Origin of the sequence: Alkalibacterium putridalgicola, assembly GCF_040959045.1 — a bacterium.
Taxonomy (GTDB): domain Bacteria; phylum Bacillota; class Bacilli; order Lactobacillales; family Carnobacteriaceae_A; genus Alkalibacterium; species Alkalibacterium putridalgicola.
This window is the reverse complement of record NZ_CP162615.1, coordinates 145,496-162,183: the sequence shown is the minus strand read 5'-3', so window position 1 is coordinate 162,183 and position 16,688 is coordinate 145,496. Positions and strand designations below refer to the sequence as shown.

Genomic DNA, 16,688 nt, shown 5'->3' with positions numbered 1-16,688 from the left:
ACACTAAAAACGGCTTAACATAAATGAGTAATATAAAAAACCTCTCTGAGTATACAGTGTATACCAGAGAGGAAAAAAGGGGGCTATTCTAATACAACCCAGGTTATCTCGAATTAACGGATAACGTTAGTTGTTTCTGGATCGAAGAAGTGTGATTTGCCCATATCAAAGGCCAAGTCTACATCTTCACCCGGTTTGTGATAGTCACGTGCATCAACACGCGCGATGTATTCAGTGCTTCCGATTTGTGAATAAAGCATGGTTTCAGCACCTAACAGCTCAGAAACGGTAACTTTTGATCGGACCACTGAGTTAGGGAAAGATTCCAAGGCAACTTGTTCGCTCTTGATATCTTCAGGACGAATACCAAAGACCAGTTTTGATCCGTCGGCATATCCTTTGTCACGTAATAATTTCATTTTTCCTTCAGGCACTTCGATATCCAGTCCATCATGGTTATTGATACGGTTGCCTTCAAGCGTAACATCAAAGAAGTTCATGGCAGGTGATCCGATGAATCCACCAACGAAGACGTTGACCGGGAAGTCATAGACTTCTTTAGGTGAACCGATCTGCTGTACGAAACCGTCTTTCAAGATAACGATACGGTCAGCCATTGTCATCGCTTCAGTCTGGTCATGGGTAACGTAGATAGATGTTGTATTCAAGCGCTGGTGCAGTTTAGCGATCTCAGCACGCATGGCTACACGAAGTTTAGCATCCAAGTTAGATAGAGGCTCATCCATCAGGAACACTTTAGCATCACGAACGATCGCACGACCTAAAGCTACACGCTGACGCTGTCCACCAGATAGAGCCGCTGGTTTACGGTCTAGTAATGGTGTCAGACCTAAAATGTCTGCAGCATTATCAACACGTTTTTTGATTTCATCTTTTTTGTATTTACGCAGTTTCAATCCGAAAGCCATGTTGTCAAAAACAGTCATGTGCGGGTACAAAGCGTAGTTCTGGAATACCATCGCGATATCACGGTCTTTAGGAGCCACGTCGTTCATCATTGTGTCACCGATCCATAATTCACCGTCAGTGATTTCTTCCAGTCCAGCGATCATACGAAGCGTTGTAGATTTACCACAACCTGAAGGTCCAACGAAGACGATAAATTCGCGGTCTTTCACGCGCATATCGAAATCAGATACTGCGAAATCATCAGAGTTATCATAACGTTTGTAAATATTTTTCATTGCTATTTCTACCATAAGTAAAAACACCTTTCTTCTTTTGAGTTTATGATTCTATTTTTTGAATCAAACATTGTTTAGTTGACAATTCTTATTATATTGAAAACGGTTTACTAATCCTATGTAAACGTGCACAAAAATGATGGAAGCGTTTTGTGCACGTTGACAAAGAGAAAGAGGTCGAATCGTTGATCAACGTAACCTTTGGAATATTCGGCTGACTATATATTTTATTCAACAAGGCAGATATAGGTGCTCAAGGTGAAGCACAATGAGTTCTCATAACTGATCAGTGGTGATTTTACCGCTTTACAGCAGTGCTTGATACAGCTTTGAATAGACTTTCTATGAACATTTCAAACGCTCTCTTTTGTGTTCATATCATGGTTTCAGTTTCGTTGACAACCCACATCGTTCCCTATAAAATAAGGAGAGCGACTTACTTTTATACAGTAAAAAAACCAGTACATTGACCTTATCCCTATACTCAGGATAAACCGGAGAGGAATTAAATGACCTATACTTTTTTGGATCCTTTTACTATTAAAAAAGGACTGACATTAAAAAACAGAGTGTTGATGGCTCCTATGACGACAAGTTCAAGTACCACAGAAGGCGATGTCACTGATGCCGAGCTTATCTATTATTTAGTCCGATCAAATGGACCAGGCGCAGTGATAACCGCCTGTGCCTATATCTCATCAGAAGGACAAGCTTTCCCCAATGGTATGAGTGTTGCAAAAGACAGTCACATTGACGGACTAAGTAGATTGGCAACAGTAATAAAGCTTCAGGGTGCTAAACCGATCCTGCAAATCTATCATGGAGGACGAATGAGCCAGCGAAAATATAACGGCGGGAGACAACCTATATCCCCTTCTCCTGTACGCGCTGAGAGAAAATGGGCAGATACGCCAAAAGAACTCACAGAGGGTGGTATAAATATACTTATCCATCAGTTCGGTTCTGCCGTCAGAAGAGCCATAGAGGCAGGATTTGATGGCGTGGAGCTGCATGGAGCGAATACCTATCTGCTTCAGCAGTTCTTTTCACCCCATTCCAACCAGCGGAGCGATAAATGGGGAGGATCGATGGAAAAGAGGGTGAACTTTCCTCTTGAGGTCGTCAGACACTGTCAGTCCATAATCGAAGAATATGCTGACAGACCGTTTCTTCTAGGGTACCGATTTTCCCCAGAAGAAGTTGAAACACCTGGCATACGACTCCATGATACGCTCTTTCTGGTCGATGCATTGATCAGGGAAAACATTGACTATCTTCACCTTTCTGTCAATTATTATTATCAGCCATCTTTAGTCGGTTTTCGGAATTATAAAGAACAGATTCCCTATCAGATTGGCAGACATATCAATAGCAGAGTCCCTCTTATAAGTGTGGGGGCGATCAAAATGCCGACTGATGCTGAAAAGGCTTTGGACTATTCACAATTAGTGGCGTTAGGAAAGCCATTGATCATTGATCCACAATGGGTCCAAAAGGTCGAGAATAACGATGAAAAATCGATCCAAACTACGTTGAGGCTATCTAAAAAGTCAGCCTACCATATCCCTGACCCCTTATGGAACACTCTCATTTCAATTCCTAAGTGGATCCCAATACGTGAATAAGAAATCAACCTGTGCTCAGAGTACAAATAAATGGTATGCTTAATATAGAAAGTGTAAAGAAAGGATTTTGATTATGCACATCACAGTAACAGACAAAGCGGTTAAATGGTTTGAAGATGAAATGGCTCTGGATTCTGGAGACGCTATTCGTTTTTTTGGTAAAACTTACGGGAAGACGGAAGTCCATGATGGGTTTTCAGTAGGTATGAGCGTCGAGCATCCAGACGACGAGGTCTTGGGGAAAACTGAAATCAACGGAATCACTTACTATGCCGGTACAGAAGACGACTGGTTTTTCAGCAGATATGATTTAGTTGTAGATTATGACGAAAAGAAAGACGAACCGATCTATCACTTTGAAAGCAATGAATAGCTTCGACCACATTTTTTATTTAACAGCAATCAGGCTACCATTTTGAGAGTAGAATCTTTCTGCTCTTTTTTTATGCCGTCTGACAAAAAGACTCCCTCTTAACTGTCAGAACAGTCATGGGGGAGTCTTTAGAATTCACCTTTTCATTTTCTTAAATCAGTTTTTCGGGACTAAATCTTTTAGACACTTGTTTTATCAGGAAAAAATCTACAAGGAACATTAAACTTCCTATCACAACCAGGAAAAAGTCATTCAACAAAAACAGGCCGGATGTTTGTCCAACCAGGAGCAGGATGACAGGCAGGACAAGTAAGCCGCTGATTTGCTGGGCGCCCTGAAAACTGTTCGCTTTCGCTGAAACAAGAGCTGTAAAGACAAGAGACAGCATACTAAGTGCAGGTGACAGCCAGCCGACAATCAGCAGCCACTGAACAGTCGGAAAAATCAATTGATCAAAATACACTAGGCCGCCAACATTGATAATGACTGTAAAAATGAGAAATGAAAACAGAGTGACTACAAAAGAAGGCAGAAAGACACCAAATATCTTTGCACGCAGTAATCGTTCCATGGAGATAGGTGTGTAGAAAAGACTTTCCATGGTATGATGTTCTTTTTCACCAACAAAACTGCTTGCGCCCATGACGCTCGAGCTTAGTATAGAGATGATAAGGAAGAATGGTGGAAAAAGAAAATCGACCGTGATCTTGATTAAAAGTTGTGCAGGAGTATAAGCAGAAGAGTCAAATTGAAGCTGCTTTATAAGGGGTTCGATATCCGTAAACACATTCGAATCCATGTCTGTTACATATTGAGCACCAACTAGCAGTACAGAAGGGAAGATAACGACAAAAAGCAACGGAACAATAATCATAGGCAATAAGACCTGTTTATTACTCAATAGTTCCTGAATATCTTTTTTTATAAGTGCTTGTTCACTCTTATTCATCCTGTTCCTCCTCACTGAAGGAATTTTTAATAAACATGAAGTACAGTTCTTCCAAAGTCAATTTCTGCTGTTTCGCTTCAAAAATCTTTCCACCATTTTTAACAATGGCAGTTATCATGGCACTGGCTTCCTCATCATCTGAAACATATTTAGCATATACTCCCCCTCGACTTTGAACAAATCCGAGGTTGGAAGGGATCGAATTCCCTCTAACCGTTAGCTGTACGCGAGCTTGCTTTAAGGCGGCCAATTCGTCAAATGTTCCAAAACCAAGAAGTTCCCCTTTATGTATAAACCCATAGAGCGAACATATCTCTTCAGCATATTTCAACTGATGTGTACAGAGGAAAACAGTGACTTTATTTTCAGTGGCCAGGTTCTTGATCAAACCAGTTACATTACGTGCACTTTCCGGATCTAAACCGGAAGTCGGCTCATCCAGAAATAAAACTTTTGGATCATGAATCAAAGCAATCGCCAGCGACACTCTTTTTTTCATACCGGTACTTAACGTCTGTACCTTTTGTTCACGCACTTCTCTCAATTCTAACTTACTGATCAAGTACTCTATTCGTTCGCTCAACAGTGACTCTTCCATTTCATGCATATTACCGAAAAACCGTAAATTCTGTTCCGTAGTCAAGTGTCTATAGCTATGTGCCGTTTCTGTCATAACCCCACACAAACGATGTACAGCCTTTGGGTTTTCTGCAACTGAATTATTCAGAATTTCTGCGTGACCAGAAGACATTGAAAGAAGTCCATTCAATATTCTCACTGTCGTTGTCTTCCCGGATCCATTTGGTCCTAGGAACCCAAATATTTCGCCTTCTGGAATACTAAGATTGATATTCTTAAGCACACTAGTCTGGCCATCAAAAGATTTCTCTAAATTCTTTATCTTGATTGCATGCATATTTATCCACTCGTTTTCTCTTATTCTGATATGAATATACTACTCTATTTCTGTAAAAAAAGACACAAAAAAACTCCGCAAGCAGGGCTCGAACCTGCGACATCATGATTAACAGTCATGCGCTCTACCAGCTGAGCTATTGCGGAATGGTAAGTTTTATATAAAAAAAAAGAGCTGCACGGCAACGTCCTGCTTTCACAAAGGGAAACCCTTCACTATCCTCGGCGCTGGGAAGCTTAACGGCTGTGTTCGGAATGGGAACAGGTGGGTCCTTCCCGCCATCGTCACCGCACAGTGACTCTTCTTTTTATTTTTTTGAGAACTCTGTTCTCTCAAAACTAGACAGTTGATTTTACGTACACACAAAGTTTTCTACAACACCGCATCTTACCCTTAAACCACCTTTGGTGGTTAAGTCCTCGACCGATTAGTACTGGTCCGCTCCACATATCACTATGCTTCCACTTCCAGCCTATCTACCTGATCATCTTTCAGGGGTCTTACTTCCTTAAAGGAATGGGAGATCTCATCTTGAAGGGGGCTTCACGCTTAGATGCTTTCAGCGTTTATCCCGTCCACACATAGCTACCCAGCGATGCCAATGGCTTGACAACTGGTACACCAGCGGTGTGTCCATCCCGGTCCTCTCGTACTAAGGATAGCTCTTCTCAAATCTCCAACGCCCGCGACGGATAGGGACCGAACTGTCTCACGACGTTCTGAACCCAGCTCGCGTACCGCTTTAATGGGCGAACAGCCCAACCCTTGGGACCGACTACAGCCCCAGGATGCGATGAGCCGACATCGAGGTGCCAAACCTCCCCGTCGATGTGAACTCTTGGGGGAGATAAGCCTGTTATCCCCAGGGTAGCTTTTATCCGTTGAGCGATGGCCCTTCCATATGGTACCACCGGATCACTAAGCCCGACTTTCGTCCCTGCTCGACTTGTAGGTCTCGCAGTCAAGCTCCCTTCTGCCTTTACACTCTACGAATGATTTCCAACCATTCTGAGGGAACCTTTGGGCGCCTCCGTTACATTTTGGGAGGCGACCGCCCCAGTCAAACTGCCCATCTGACACTGTCTCCCGACCGGTTAACGGTCGTGGGTTAGAGTGGCCATACAGCGAGGGTAGTATCCCACCAACGCCTCCACCAAGACTAGCGTCCTGGCTTCATAGGCTCCTACCTATCCTGTACAAGCTGTACAGACACTCAATATCAAACTACAGTAAAGCTCCATGGGGTCTTTCCGTCCTGTCGCGGGTAACCTGCATTTTCACAGGTACTATAATTTCACCGAGTCTCTCGTTGAGACAGTGCCCAAATCGTTACACCTTTCGTGCGGGTCGGAACTTACCCGACAAGGAATTTCGCTACCTTAGGACCGTTATAGTTACGGCCGCCGTTTACTGGGGCTTCAATTCAGAGCTTCGCCGAAGCTAACCCTTCCTCTTAACCTTCCAGCACCGGGCAGGTGTCAGCCCCTATACATCTTCTTACGAATTAGCAGAGACCTGTGTTTTTGGTAAACAGTCGCTTGGGCCTATTCACTGCGGCTGACCAATTGGTCAGCACCCCTTCTCCCGAAGTTACGGGGTCATTTTGCCGAGTTCCTTAACGAGAGTTCTCTCGATCACCTTAGGATTCTCTCCTCGACTACCTGTGTCGGTTTGCGGTACGGGCAGCCTACTTCTCACTAGAAGCTTTTCTCGGCAGTGTGACATCGGATACTTCGGTACTTAATTTCCCTCCCCATCACAACTTGTCCTTAAGAGAAAAAGCATTTGACTCTTTCTCAGACTTGTTGCTTGGACACGCTATTCCAGCAGCGTGCACATCTTAGCCTCCTGCGTCCCTCCATTGCTCAAACAAAGCAGACTGGTACAGGAATATCAACCTGTTGTCCATCGCCTACGCCTTTCGGCCTCAGCTTAGGTCCCGACTAACCCTGGGCGGACGAGCCTTCCCCAGGAAACCTTAGTCATTCGGTGGACGGGATTCTCACCCGTCTTTCGCTACTCATACCGGCATTCTCACTTCTAAGCGCTCCACAAGTCCTCACGATCTTGCTTCAACGCCCTTAGAACGCTCTCCTACCATAGAACCATTGGTTCTATCCGTGGCTTCGGTATCTTGTTTAGCCCCGGTACATTTTCGGCGCAGGGCCACTCGACTAGTGAGCTATTACGCACTCTTTAAATGATGGCTGCTTCTAAGCCAACATCCTAGTTGTCTAAGCAGCCCCACATCCTTTTCCACTTAACAAGAATTTGGGGACCTTAGCCGACGGTCTGGGCTGTTTCCCTTTCCACTACGGATCTTATCACTCGCAGTGTGACTCCCGGATCTACATCTGTGGCATTCGGAGTTTATCAGGATTCGGTAACCCGATAAGGGCCCCTAGTCCAAACAGTCGCTCTACCTCCACGATGCATATTATCCGAGGCTAGCCCTAAAGCTATTTCGGAGAGAACCAGCTATCTCCAAGTTCGATTGGAATTTCTCCGCTACCCACACCTCATCCCAGCATTTTTCAACATACTTGGGTTCGGGCCTCCAGTGCATTTCACTGCACCTTCACCCTGGACATGGGTAGGTCACTTGGTTTCGGGTCGACGACGGCATACTCTACGCCCTATTCAGACTCGCTTTCGCTGCGGCTCCACCTCTTCGGTTTAACCTTGCATGACATCGTCACTCGCCGGTCCATTCTACAAAAGGTACGCCATCACCCATTAACGGGCTCTGACTACTTGTAAGCACACGGTTTCAGGTGCTGTTTCACTCCCCTTCCGGGGTTCTTTTCACCTTTCCCTCACGGTACTGGTTCACTATCGGTCACTAGGGAGTATTTAGGCTTGGGAGATGGTCCTCCCGGATTCCGACGGAATTTCTCGTGTTCCGCCGTACTCAGGATCCCGGCTAGGCAAGGTTGAATGTCGCATACGGGGCTTTCACCCTGTCTCGCATAACTTTCCAGTTATTTCTGCTATTCTCGCTTGTCCATGTCGCCAGTCCTACAACCCCAGAAGGCAAGCCTTCTGGTTTGGCCTCTTCCCGTTTCGCTCGCCGCTACTCAGGGAATCGCATTTTGCTTTCTCTTCCTGCAGGTACTGAGATGTTTCAGTTCCCCACGTCTACCTTATCCATAGCTATGTATTCACTATGGATATATCACTTGATGAAAAGTGATGGGTTCCCCCATTCGGAAATCTCCGGATCAAAGCTTACTTACAGCTCCCCGAAGCATATCGGTGTTCGTCCCGTCCTTCATCGGCTCCTAGTGCCAAGGCATCCACCGTGCGCCCTTATTCACTTAACCTGACGGTTAAGGGTAATTATAGCGATGAGAGTTTCGTCTTAAAACAAAACTGTTCTCAATTTCTATTTCTCGGTGTTGTTTCTTAACATTTGTGTTTGTTATAAAATCAACTATCTAGTTTTCAAAGAACAAAGTCTGAAGGAAAAGTATCCCTCAAAACTAAACAAAGTAAAAGCAACCTGTGCAAGGTTCCGTTTGCCCTAATGGCAATATCCTTAGAAAGGAGGTGATCCAGCCGCACCTTCCGATACGGCTACCTTGTTACGACTTCACCCCAATCATCCATCCCACCTTCGGCGGCTGGCTCCCAATAAAGGGTTACCCTACCGACTTCGGGTGTTACAAACTCTCGTGGTGTGACGGGCGGTGTGTACAAGACCCGGGAACGTATTCACCGCGACGTTCTGATTCGCGATTACTAGCGATTCCAGCTTCATGCAGGCGAGTTGCAGCCTGCAATCCGAACTGAGAATGGCTTTAGGAGATTAGCTAAACCTCGCGGTCTCGCAACTCGTTGTACCATCCATTGTAGCACGTGTGTAGCCCAGATCATAAGGGGCATGATGATTTGACGTCATCCCCGCCTTCCTCCGGTTTATCACCGGCAGTCTCGCTAGAGTGCCCAACTGAATGCTGGCAACTAACAATAAGGGTTGCGCTCGTTACGGGACTTAACCCAACATCTCACGACACGAGCTGACGACAACCATGCACCACCTGTCACTCTGTCCCCGAAGGGAAAGCCCAGTTTCCTGGGTGGTCAGAGGATGTCAAGATCTGGTAAGGTTCTTCGCGTTGCTTCGAATTAAACCACATGCTCCACCGCTTGTGCGGGTCCCCGTCAATTCCTTTGAGTTTCAGCCTTGCGGCCGTACTCCCCAGGCGGAGTGCTTAATGCGTTAGCTCCAGCACTGAAGGGCGGAAACCCTCCAACACTTAGCACTCATCGTTTACGGCGTGGACTACCAGGGTATCTAATCCTGTTCGCTCCCCACGCTTTCGAGCCTCAGCGTCAATTACAGACCAGAAAGTCGCCTTCGCCACTGGTGTTCCTCCATATATCTACGCATTTCACCGCTACACATGGAATTCCACTTTCCTCTTCTGCATTCAAGTCTTCCAGTTTCCAATGACCATCCACGGTTGAGCCGTGGGCTTTCACATCAGACTTAAAAGACCGCCTGCGCTCGCTTTACGCCCAATAAATCCGGACAACGCTTGTCACCTACGTATTACCGCGGCTGCTGGCACGTAGTTAGCCGTGACTTTCTGGTTAGATACCGTCAAGGAGGTGCCAGTTACTACACCTCTTGTTCTTCTCTAACAACAGAGCTTTACGATCCGAAGACCTTCTTCACTCACGCGGCATTGCTCCATCAGGCTTTCGCCCATTGTGGAAGATTCCCTACTGCTGCCTCCCGTAGGAGTCTGGGCCGTGTCTCAGTCCCAGTGTGGCCGATCACCCTCTCAGGTCGGCTACGTATCACTGCCTTGGTAAGCCATTACCTTACCAACTAGCTAATACGCCGCGGGGCCATCCATAAGCGATAGCCGAAGCCATCTTTAATGATCTAAGCATGCGCTATGATCACCTATGCGGTATTAGCACCCGTTTCCGGATGTTATCCCCCTCTTATGGGCAGGTTCCCCACGTGTTACTCACCCGTTCGCCACTCTTCCGCACTCTGCAAGCAGAGTGCTTCATCGTTCGACTTGCATGTATTAGGCATGCCGCCAGCGTTCGTCCTGAGCCAGGATCAAACTCTCATTTTGGTAGTTTGAAATAGCTCAATTTAAAAATTGTGAGTTAAACATGTTAACTCGTTTGTGTTGTCCTGATCCGATAAATCGGATCGAAGACCCCTGCACATTTGGTTGTTTTACTTTGTTCAGTTTTCAAAGATCTCATTCGTTCAGACGTTGACGACGTTTCGTGTCAACTCATATAATATTACAGGCTTTCGCTTGGATTGTCAAGAACTTTTCGAAATTCTTTTTCACTCATTTAACTGAGTGATCTGACGATCTAAAAAGCACTGCGTCGCTTTAAATCAGCAACGTATATTACTATACCAGTTTACGATTGTTACGTCAACACTTATTTTTACTTTTTTATGCGCTGTAAAAAGGGCATAAAAAAACTCCGCAAGCAGGGCTCGAACCTGCGACATCATGATTAACAGTCATGCGCTCTACCAGCTGAGCTATTGCGGAATCATACTATATCTAACTATATATAAAAAAAGAGCTGCACGGCAACGTCCTGCTTTCACAAAGGGAAACCCTTCACTATCCTCGGCGCTGGGAAGCTTAACGGCTGTGTTCGGAATGGGAACAGGTGGATCCTTCCCGCCATCGTCACCGCACAGTGACTCTTCTTTTTATTTTTTTGAGAACTCTGTTCTCTCAAAACTAGACAGTTGATTTTACGTACACACAACGTTTTTCTACAACACCGCATCTTACCCTTAAGCCACCTTTGGTGGTTAAGTCCTCGACCGATTAGTACTGGTCCGCTCCACATATCACTATGCTTCCACTTCCAGCCTATCTACCTGATCATCTTTCAGGGGTCTTACTTCCTTAAAGGAATGGGAGATCTCATCTTGAAGGGGGCTTCACGCTTAGATGCTTTCAGCGTTTATCCCGTCCACACATAGCTACCCAGCGATGCCAATGGCTTGACAACTGGTACACCAGCGGTGTGTCCATCCCGGTCCTCTCGTACTAAGGATAGCTCTTCTCAAATCTCCAACGCCCGCGACGGATAGGGACCGAACTGTCTCACGACGTTCTGAACCCAGCTCGCGTACCGCTTTAATGGGCGAACAGCCCAACCCTTGGGACCGACTACAGCCCCAGGATGCGATGAGCCGACATCGAGGTGCCAAACCTCCCCGTCGATGTGAACTCTTGGGGGAGATAAGCCTGTTATCCCCAGGGTAGCTTTTATCCGTTGAGCGATGGCCCTTCCATATGGTACCACCGGATCACTAAGCCCGACTTTCGTCCCTGCTCGACTTGTAGGTCTCGCAGTCAAGCTCCCTTCTGCCTTTACACTCTACGAATGATTTCCAACCATTCTGAGGGAACCTTTGGGCGCCTCCGTTACATTTTGGGAGGCGACCGCCCCAGTCAAACTGCCCATCTGACACTGTCTCCCGACCGGTTAACGGTCGTGGGTTAGAGTGGCCATACAGCGAGGGTAGTATCCCACCAACGCCTCCACCAAGACTGGCGTCCTGGCTTCATAGGCTCCTACCTATCCTGTACAAGCTGTACAGACACTCAATATCAAACTACAGTAAAGCTCCATGGGGTCTTTCCGTCCTGTCGCGGGTAACCTGCATTTTCACAGGTACTATAATTTCACCGAGTCTCTCGTTGAGACAGTGCCCAAATCGTTACACCTTTCGTGCGGGTCGGAACTTACCCGACAAGGAATTTCGCTACCTTAGGACCGTTATAGTTACGGCCGCCGTTTACTGGGGCTTCAATTCAGAGCTTCGCCGAAGCTAACCCTTCCTCTTAACCTTCCAGCACCGGGCAGGTGTCAGCCCCTATACATCTTCTTACGAATTAGCAGAGACCTGTGTTTTTGGTAAACAGTCGCTTGGGCCTATTCACTGCGGCTGACCAATTGGTCAGCACCCCTTCTCCCGAAGTTACGGGGTCATTTTGCCGAGTTCCTTAACGAGAGTTCTCTCGATCACCTTAGGATTCTCTCCTCGACTACCTGTGTCGGTTTGCGGTACGGGCAGCCTACTTCTCACTAGAAGCTTTTCTCGGCAGTGTGACATCAGATACTTCGGTACTTAATTTCCCTCCCCATCACAACTTGTCCTTAAGAGAAAAAGCATTTGACTCTTTCTCAGACTTGTTGCTTGGACACGCTATTCCAGCAGCGTGCACATCTTAGCCTCCTGCGTCCCTCCATTGCTCAAACAAAGCAGACTGGTACAGGAATATCAACCTGTTGTCCATCGCCTACGCCTTTCGGCCTCAGCTTAGGTCCCGACTAACCCTGGGCGGACGAGCCTTCCCCAGGAAACCTTAGTCATTCGGTGGACGGGATTCTCACCCGTCTTTCGCTACTCATACCGGCATTCTCACTTCTAAGCGCTCCACAAGTCCTCACGATCTTGCTTCAACGCCCTTAGAACGCTCTCCTACCATAGAACCATTGGTTCTATCCGTGGCTTCGGTATCTTGTTTAGCCCCGGTACATTTTCGGCGCAGGGCCACTCGACTAGTGAGCTATTACGCACTCTTTAAATGATGGCTGCTTCTAAGCCAACATCCTAGTTGTCTAAGCAGCCCCACATCCTTTTCCACTTAACAAGAATTTGGGGACCTTAGCCGACGGTCTGGGCTGTTTCCCTTTCCACTACGGATCTTATCACTCGCAGTGTGACTCCCGGATCTACATCTGTGGCATTCGGAGTTTATCAGGATTCGGTAACCCGATAAGGGCCCCTAGTCCAAACAGTCGCTCTACCTCCACGATGCATATTATCCGAGGCTAGCCCTAAAGCTATTTCGGAGAGAACCAGCTATCTCCAAGTTCGATTGGAATTTCTCCGCTACCCACACCTCATCCCAGCATTTTTCAACATACTTGGGTTCGGGCCTCCAGTGCATTTCACTGCACCTTCACCCTGGACATGGGTAGGTCACTTGGTTTCGGGTCGACGACGGCATACTCTACGCCCTATTCAGACTCGCTTTCGCTGCGGCTCCACCTCTTCGGTTTAACCTTGCATGACATCGTCACTCGCCGGTCCATTCTACAAAAGGTACGCCATCACCCATTAACGGGCTCTGACTACTTGTAAGCACACGGTTTCAGGTGCTGTTTCACTCCCCTTCCGGGGTTCTTTTCACCTTTCCCTCACGGTACTGGTTCACTATCGGTCACTAGGGAGTATTTAGGCTTGGGAGATGGTCCTCCCGGATTCCGACGGAATTTCTCGTGTTCCGCCGTACTCAGGATCCCGGCTAGGCAAGGTTGAATGTCGCATACGGGGCTTTCACCCTGTCTCGCATAACTTTCCAGTTATTTCTGCTATTCTCGCTTGTCCATGTCGCCAGTCCTACAACCCCAGAAGGCAAGCCTTCTGGTTTGGCCTCTTCCCGTTTCGCTCGCCGCTACTCAGGGAATCGCATTTTGCTTTCTCTTCCTGCAGGTACTGAGATGTTTCAGTTCCCCACGTCTACCTTATCCATAGCTATGTATTCACTATGGATATATCACTTGATGAAAAGTGATGGGTTCCCCCATTCGGAAATCTCCGGATCAAAGCTTACTTACAGCTCCCCGAAGCATATCGGTGTTCGTCCCGTCCTTCATCGGCTCCTAGTGCCAAGGCATCCACCGTGCGCCCTTATTCACTTAACCTGACGGTTAAGGGTAATTATAGCGATGAGAGTTTCGTCTTAAAACAAAACTGTTCTCAATTTCTATTTCTCGGTGTTGTTTCTTAACATTTGTGTTTGTTATAAAATCAACTATCTAGTTTTCAAAGAACAAAGTCTGAAGGAAAAGTATCCCTCAAAACTAAACAAAGTAAAAGCAACCTGTGCAAGGTTCCGTTTGCCCTAATGGCAATATCCTTAGAAAGGAGGTGATCCAGCCGCACCTTCCGATACGGCTACCTTGTTACGACTTCACCCCAATCATCCATCCCACCTTCGGCGGCTGGCTCCCAATAAAGGGTTACCCTACCGACTTCGGGTGTTACAAACTCTCGTGGTGTGACGGGCGGTGTGTACAAGACCCGGGAACGTATTCACCGCGACGTTCTGATTCGCGATTACTAGCGATTCCAGCTTCATGCAGGCGAGTTGCAGCCTGCAATCCGAACTGAGAATGGCTTTAGGAGATTAGCTAAACCTCGCGGTCTCGCAACTCGTTGTACCATCCATTGTAGCACGTGTGTAGCCCAGATCATAAGGGGCATGATGATTTGACGTCATCCCCGCCTTCCTCCGGTTTATCACCGGCAGTCTCGCTAGAGTGCCCAACTGAATGCTGGCAACTAACAATAAGGGTTGCGCTCGTTACGGGACTTAACCCAACATCTCACGACACGAGCTGACGACAACCATGCACCACCTGTCACTCTGTCCCCGAAGGGAAAGCCCAGTTTCCTGGGTGGTCAGAGGATGTCAAGATCTGGTAAGGTTCTTCGCGTTGCTTCGAATTAAACCACATGCTCCACCGCTTGTGCGGGTCCCCGTCAATTCCTTTGAGTTTCAGCCTTGCGGCCGTACTCCCCAGGCGGAGTGCTTAATGCGTTAGCTCCAGCACTGAAGGGCGGAAACCCTCCAACACTTAGCACTCATCGTTTACGGCGTGGACTACCAGGGTATCTAATCCTGTTCGCTCCCCACGCTTTCGAGCCTCAGCGTCAATTACAGACCAGAAAGTCGCCTTCGCCACTGGTGTTCCTCCATATATCTACGCATTTCACCGCTACACATGGAATTCCACTTTCCTCTTCTGCATTCAAGTCTTCCAGTTTCCAATGACCATCCACGGTTGAGCCGTGGGCTTTCACATCAGACTTAAAAGACCGCCTGCGCTCGCTTTACGCCCAATAAATCCGGACAACGCTTGTCACCTACGTATTACCGCGGCTGCTGGCACGTAGTTAGCCGTGACTTTCTGGTTAGATACCGTCAAGGAGGTGCCAGTTACTACACCTCTTGTTCTTCTCTAACAACAGAGCTTTACGATCCGAAGACCTTCTTCACTCACGCGGCATTGCTCCATCAGGCTTTCGCCCATTGTGGAAGATTCCCTACTGCTGCCTCCCGTAGGAGTCTGGGCCGTGTCTCAGTCCCAGTGTGGCCGATCACCCTCTCAGGTCGGCTACGTATCACTGCCTTGGTAAGCCATTACCTTACCAACTAGCTAATACGCCGCGGGGCCATCCATAAGCGATAGCCGAAGCCATCTTTAATGATCTAAGCATGCGCTATGATCACCTATGCGGTATTAGCACCCGTTTCCGGATGTTATCCCCCTCTTATGGGCAGGTTCCCCACGTGTTACTCACCCGTTCGCCACTCTTCCGCACTCTGCAAGCAGAGTGCTTCATCGTTCGACTTGCATGTATTAGGCATGCCGCCAGCGTTCGTCCTGAGCCAGGATCAAACTCTCATTTTGGTAGTTTGAAATAGCTCAATTTAAATAGTGTGAGTTAAACATGTTAACTCGTTTGTGTTGTCCTGATCCGATAAATCGGATCGAAGACCCCTGCACATTTGGTTGTTTTACTTTGTTCAGTTTTCAAAGATCTCATTCATTCAGACGTTGACGACGTTTCGTGTCAACTCATATAATATTACAGGCTTTCGCTTGGATTGTCAAGAACTTTTCGAAATTCTTTTTCACTCATTTGACTGAGTGATCTGACGATCTAAAAAGCACTGCGTCGCTTTAAATCAGCAACACAAATAACTATACCAGTATTTGCTTTACACGTCAATGCTTTTATTCTATTTTATTGATTTTTTATTCTGATGTATTCCTTGTACAGGCTAAAACACCCACTTGTCAACGATTCTCCATTAAAATTCTTCCATATATCATGATCACGAGATATAACGATACACTCTTTCATGTTCCTGCCTAGTTACTATAGAAGGTTCTTCACCTTATTTAAACCATCTAATAACAGTACTTAGGTCTCTTTGTACAGATACGTTCATCAAGCCTTCCTCGTTATGTGCCGGAATGTAGCAGCAGATTTTCCCTTTACCATAACTTCTTGTCCATCCTGCGTCGGAAACCCCATAGGTTGATAGAGATTCTAAAAAATAAGTATTCTTCTCGACCCTTTCAATAAAATAATGTTCGTCCATTATAGCAAACGACGCTTTTTCATGACTTAATACGTGATCGTTTTTATAGTCATATCTTACCTTTAGATGATCATCAGGGTGATGTGTGAAACATCCACCCAGCATACTGACATAACCCTTATTTTCTTCATACCCTGCCAGACCTGAATGCCAGGCGAACCAGTTTCCGCCTTGTTTTACATAGTCGATGATTTGACGCTCTACAGATTCAGTTAACCATTTCTTATCTGGATCTCTTTCTGGATCCAGCCTGTTCTCTGAGGCTACTATCACCAAGTCCGGTTTTTCTCTTAACTTATCCACTAGCTCCAGACGACTGGCATACACTAATTCAATACCCTCTATTTCTCTGACAGCATCAGAAAGAGCGTTTTTCAACAGAGATTCCTTATGATAAAAATCCCCCAGCACTGCTACAATCTTCATTC

The 16,688-nt window shown here is 46.6% G+C and carries 6 protein-coding genes, 2 tRNA genes and 6 rRNA genes; 2 read left to right on the top strand and 12 right to left on the bottom strand.

Annotated elements, in window-relative coordinates; all coding sequences use genetic code 11:
* Positions 1–113: 113 nt before the first annotated feature.
* Positions 114–1,220 carry an ABC transporter ATP-binding protein gene (locus tag AB4027_RS00860; RefSeq protein ID WP_368645604.1) on the bottom strand — a complete coding sequence of 369 codons (1,107 nt, stop codon included), beginning with the start codon at positions 1,218–1,220 and terminating at the stop codon, positions 114–116.
* Positions 1,221–1,714: 494 nt separating this feature from the next.
* On the opposite strand from AB4027_RS00860, the gene AB4027_RS00855 reads away from it, so the two are divergent.
* Positions 1,715–2,830 carry an NADH-dependent flavin oxidoreductase gene (locus AB4027_RS00855; RefSeq protein WP_368645603.1) on the top strand — a complete coding sequence of 372 codons (1,116 nt, stop codon included), beginning with the start codon at positions 1,715–1,717 and terminating at the stop codon, positions 2,828–2,830.
* Positions 2,831–2,903: 73 nt separating this feature from the next.
* On the top strand, positions 2,904–3,203 hold the full coding sequence (locus AB4027_RS00850) for a HesB/YadR/YfhF family protein (protein ID WP_091489356.1): 300 nt from the start codon (positions 2,904–2,906) through the stop codon (positions 3,201–3,203).
* A gap of 151 nt (positions 3,204–3,354) precedes the next feature.
* Here the strand turns inward: AB4027_RS00850 and AB4027_RS00845 are convergent, their stop codons facing one another.
* From AB4027_RS00845 to AB4027_RS00795, 11 genes are all read right to left on the bottom strand, one after another.
* Positions 3,355–4,152 carry an ABC transporter permease gene (locus AB4027_RS00845; RefSeq protein WP_368645602.1) on the bottom strand — a complete coding sequence of 266 codons (798 nt, stop codon included), beginning with the start codon at positions 4,150–4,152 and terminating at the stop codon, positions 3,355–3,357.
* The gene (locus tag AB4027_RS00840; RefSeq protein WP_368645601.1) at positions 4,145–5,068 is read right to left on the bottom strand and encodes an ABC transporter ATP-binding protein; all 924 of its coding nucleotides are present in this window, start codon (positions 5,066–5,068) and stop codon (positions 4,145–4,147) included. Before AB4027_RS00840 ends, AB4027_RS00845 begins: the two co-directional genes overlap by 8 nt.
* Before the next feature lie 73 nt (positions 5,069–5,141).
* Positions 5,142–5,214 (bottom strand) — tRNA-Asn (locus AB4027_RS00835).
* A 30-nt stretch (positions 5,215–5,244) separates the two neighbouring features.
* Positions 5,245–5,360: ribosomal RNA gene (gene rrf / locus AB4027_RS00830) — 5S ribosomal RNA — on the bottom strand.
* 115 nt (positions 5,361–5,475) lie between these two features.
* Positions 5,476–8,391, bottom strand: a 23S ribosomal RNA gene (locus tag AB4027_RS00825).
* Between the two features lie 219 nt (positions 8,392–8,610).
* Positions 8,611–10,164: ribosomal RNA gene (locus AB4027_RS00820) — 16S ribosomal RNA — on the bottom strand.
* Between the two features lie 368 nt (positions 10,165–10,532).
* Positions 10,533–10,605 (bottom strand) — tRNA-Asn (locus AB4027_RS00815).
* Positions 10,606–10,641: 36 nt separating this feature from the next.
* Positions 10,642–10,757: ribosomal RNA gene (gene rrf, locus AB4027_RS00810) — 5S ribosomal RNA — on the bottom strand.
* Positions 10,758–10,873: 116 nt separating this feature from the next.
* Positions 10,874–13,789, bottom strand: a 23S ribosomal RNA gene (locus tag AB4027_RS00805).
* 219 nt (positions 13,790–14,008) lie between these two features.
* Positions 14,009–15,562: ribosomal RNA gene (locus AB4027_RS00800) — 16S ribosomal RNA — on the bottom strand.
* The 16S, 23S and 5S rRNA genes sit together here with 2 tRNA genes alongside, the layout of an rRNA operon.
* A gap of 491 nt (positions 15,563–16,053) precedes the next feature.
* Complete coding sequence (locus tag AB4027_RS00795) at positions 16,054–16,686, bottom strand: ThuA domain-containing protein (protein WP_368645600.1); 633 nt, start codon at positions 16,684–16,686, stop codon at positions 16,054–16,056.
* Positions 16,687–16,688 lie beyond the last annotated feature (2 nt).

Excerpts from the sequence above, each read along its gene's own strand:
- AB4027_RS00860 (WP_368645604.1), bottom strand. The coding sequence starts at position 1,220 with ATGGTAGAAATAGCAATGAAAAATATTTACAAACGTTATGATAACTCT.
- AB4027_RS00855 (WP_368645603.1), top strand. The coding sequence starts at position 1,715 with ATGACCTATACTTTTTTGGATCCTTTTACTATTAAAAAAGGACTGACA.
- AB4027_RS00850 (WP_091489356.1), top strand. The coding sequence starts at position 2,904 with ATGCACATCACAGTAACAGACAAAGCGGTTAAATGGTTTGAAGATGAA.
- AB4027_RS00845 (WP_368645602.1), bottom strand. The coding sequence starts at position 4,152 with ATGAATAAGAGTGAACAAGCACTTATAAAAAAAGATATTCAGGAACTA.
- AB4027_RS00840 (WP_368645601.1), bottom strand. The coding sequence starts at position 5,068 with ATGCATGCAATCAAGATAAAGAATTTAGAGAAATCTTTTGATGGCCAG.
- AB4027_RS00795 (WP_368645600.1), bottom strand. The coding sequence starts at position 16,686 with ATGAAGATTGTAGCAGTGCTGGGGGATTTTTATCATAAGGAATCTCTG.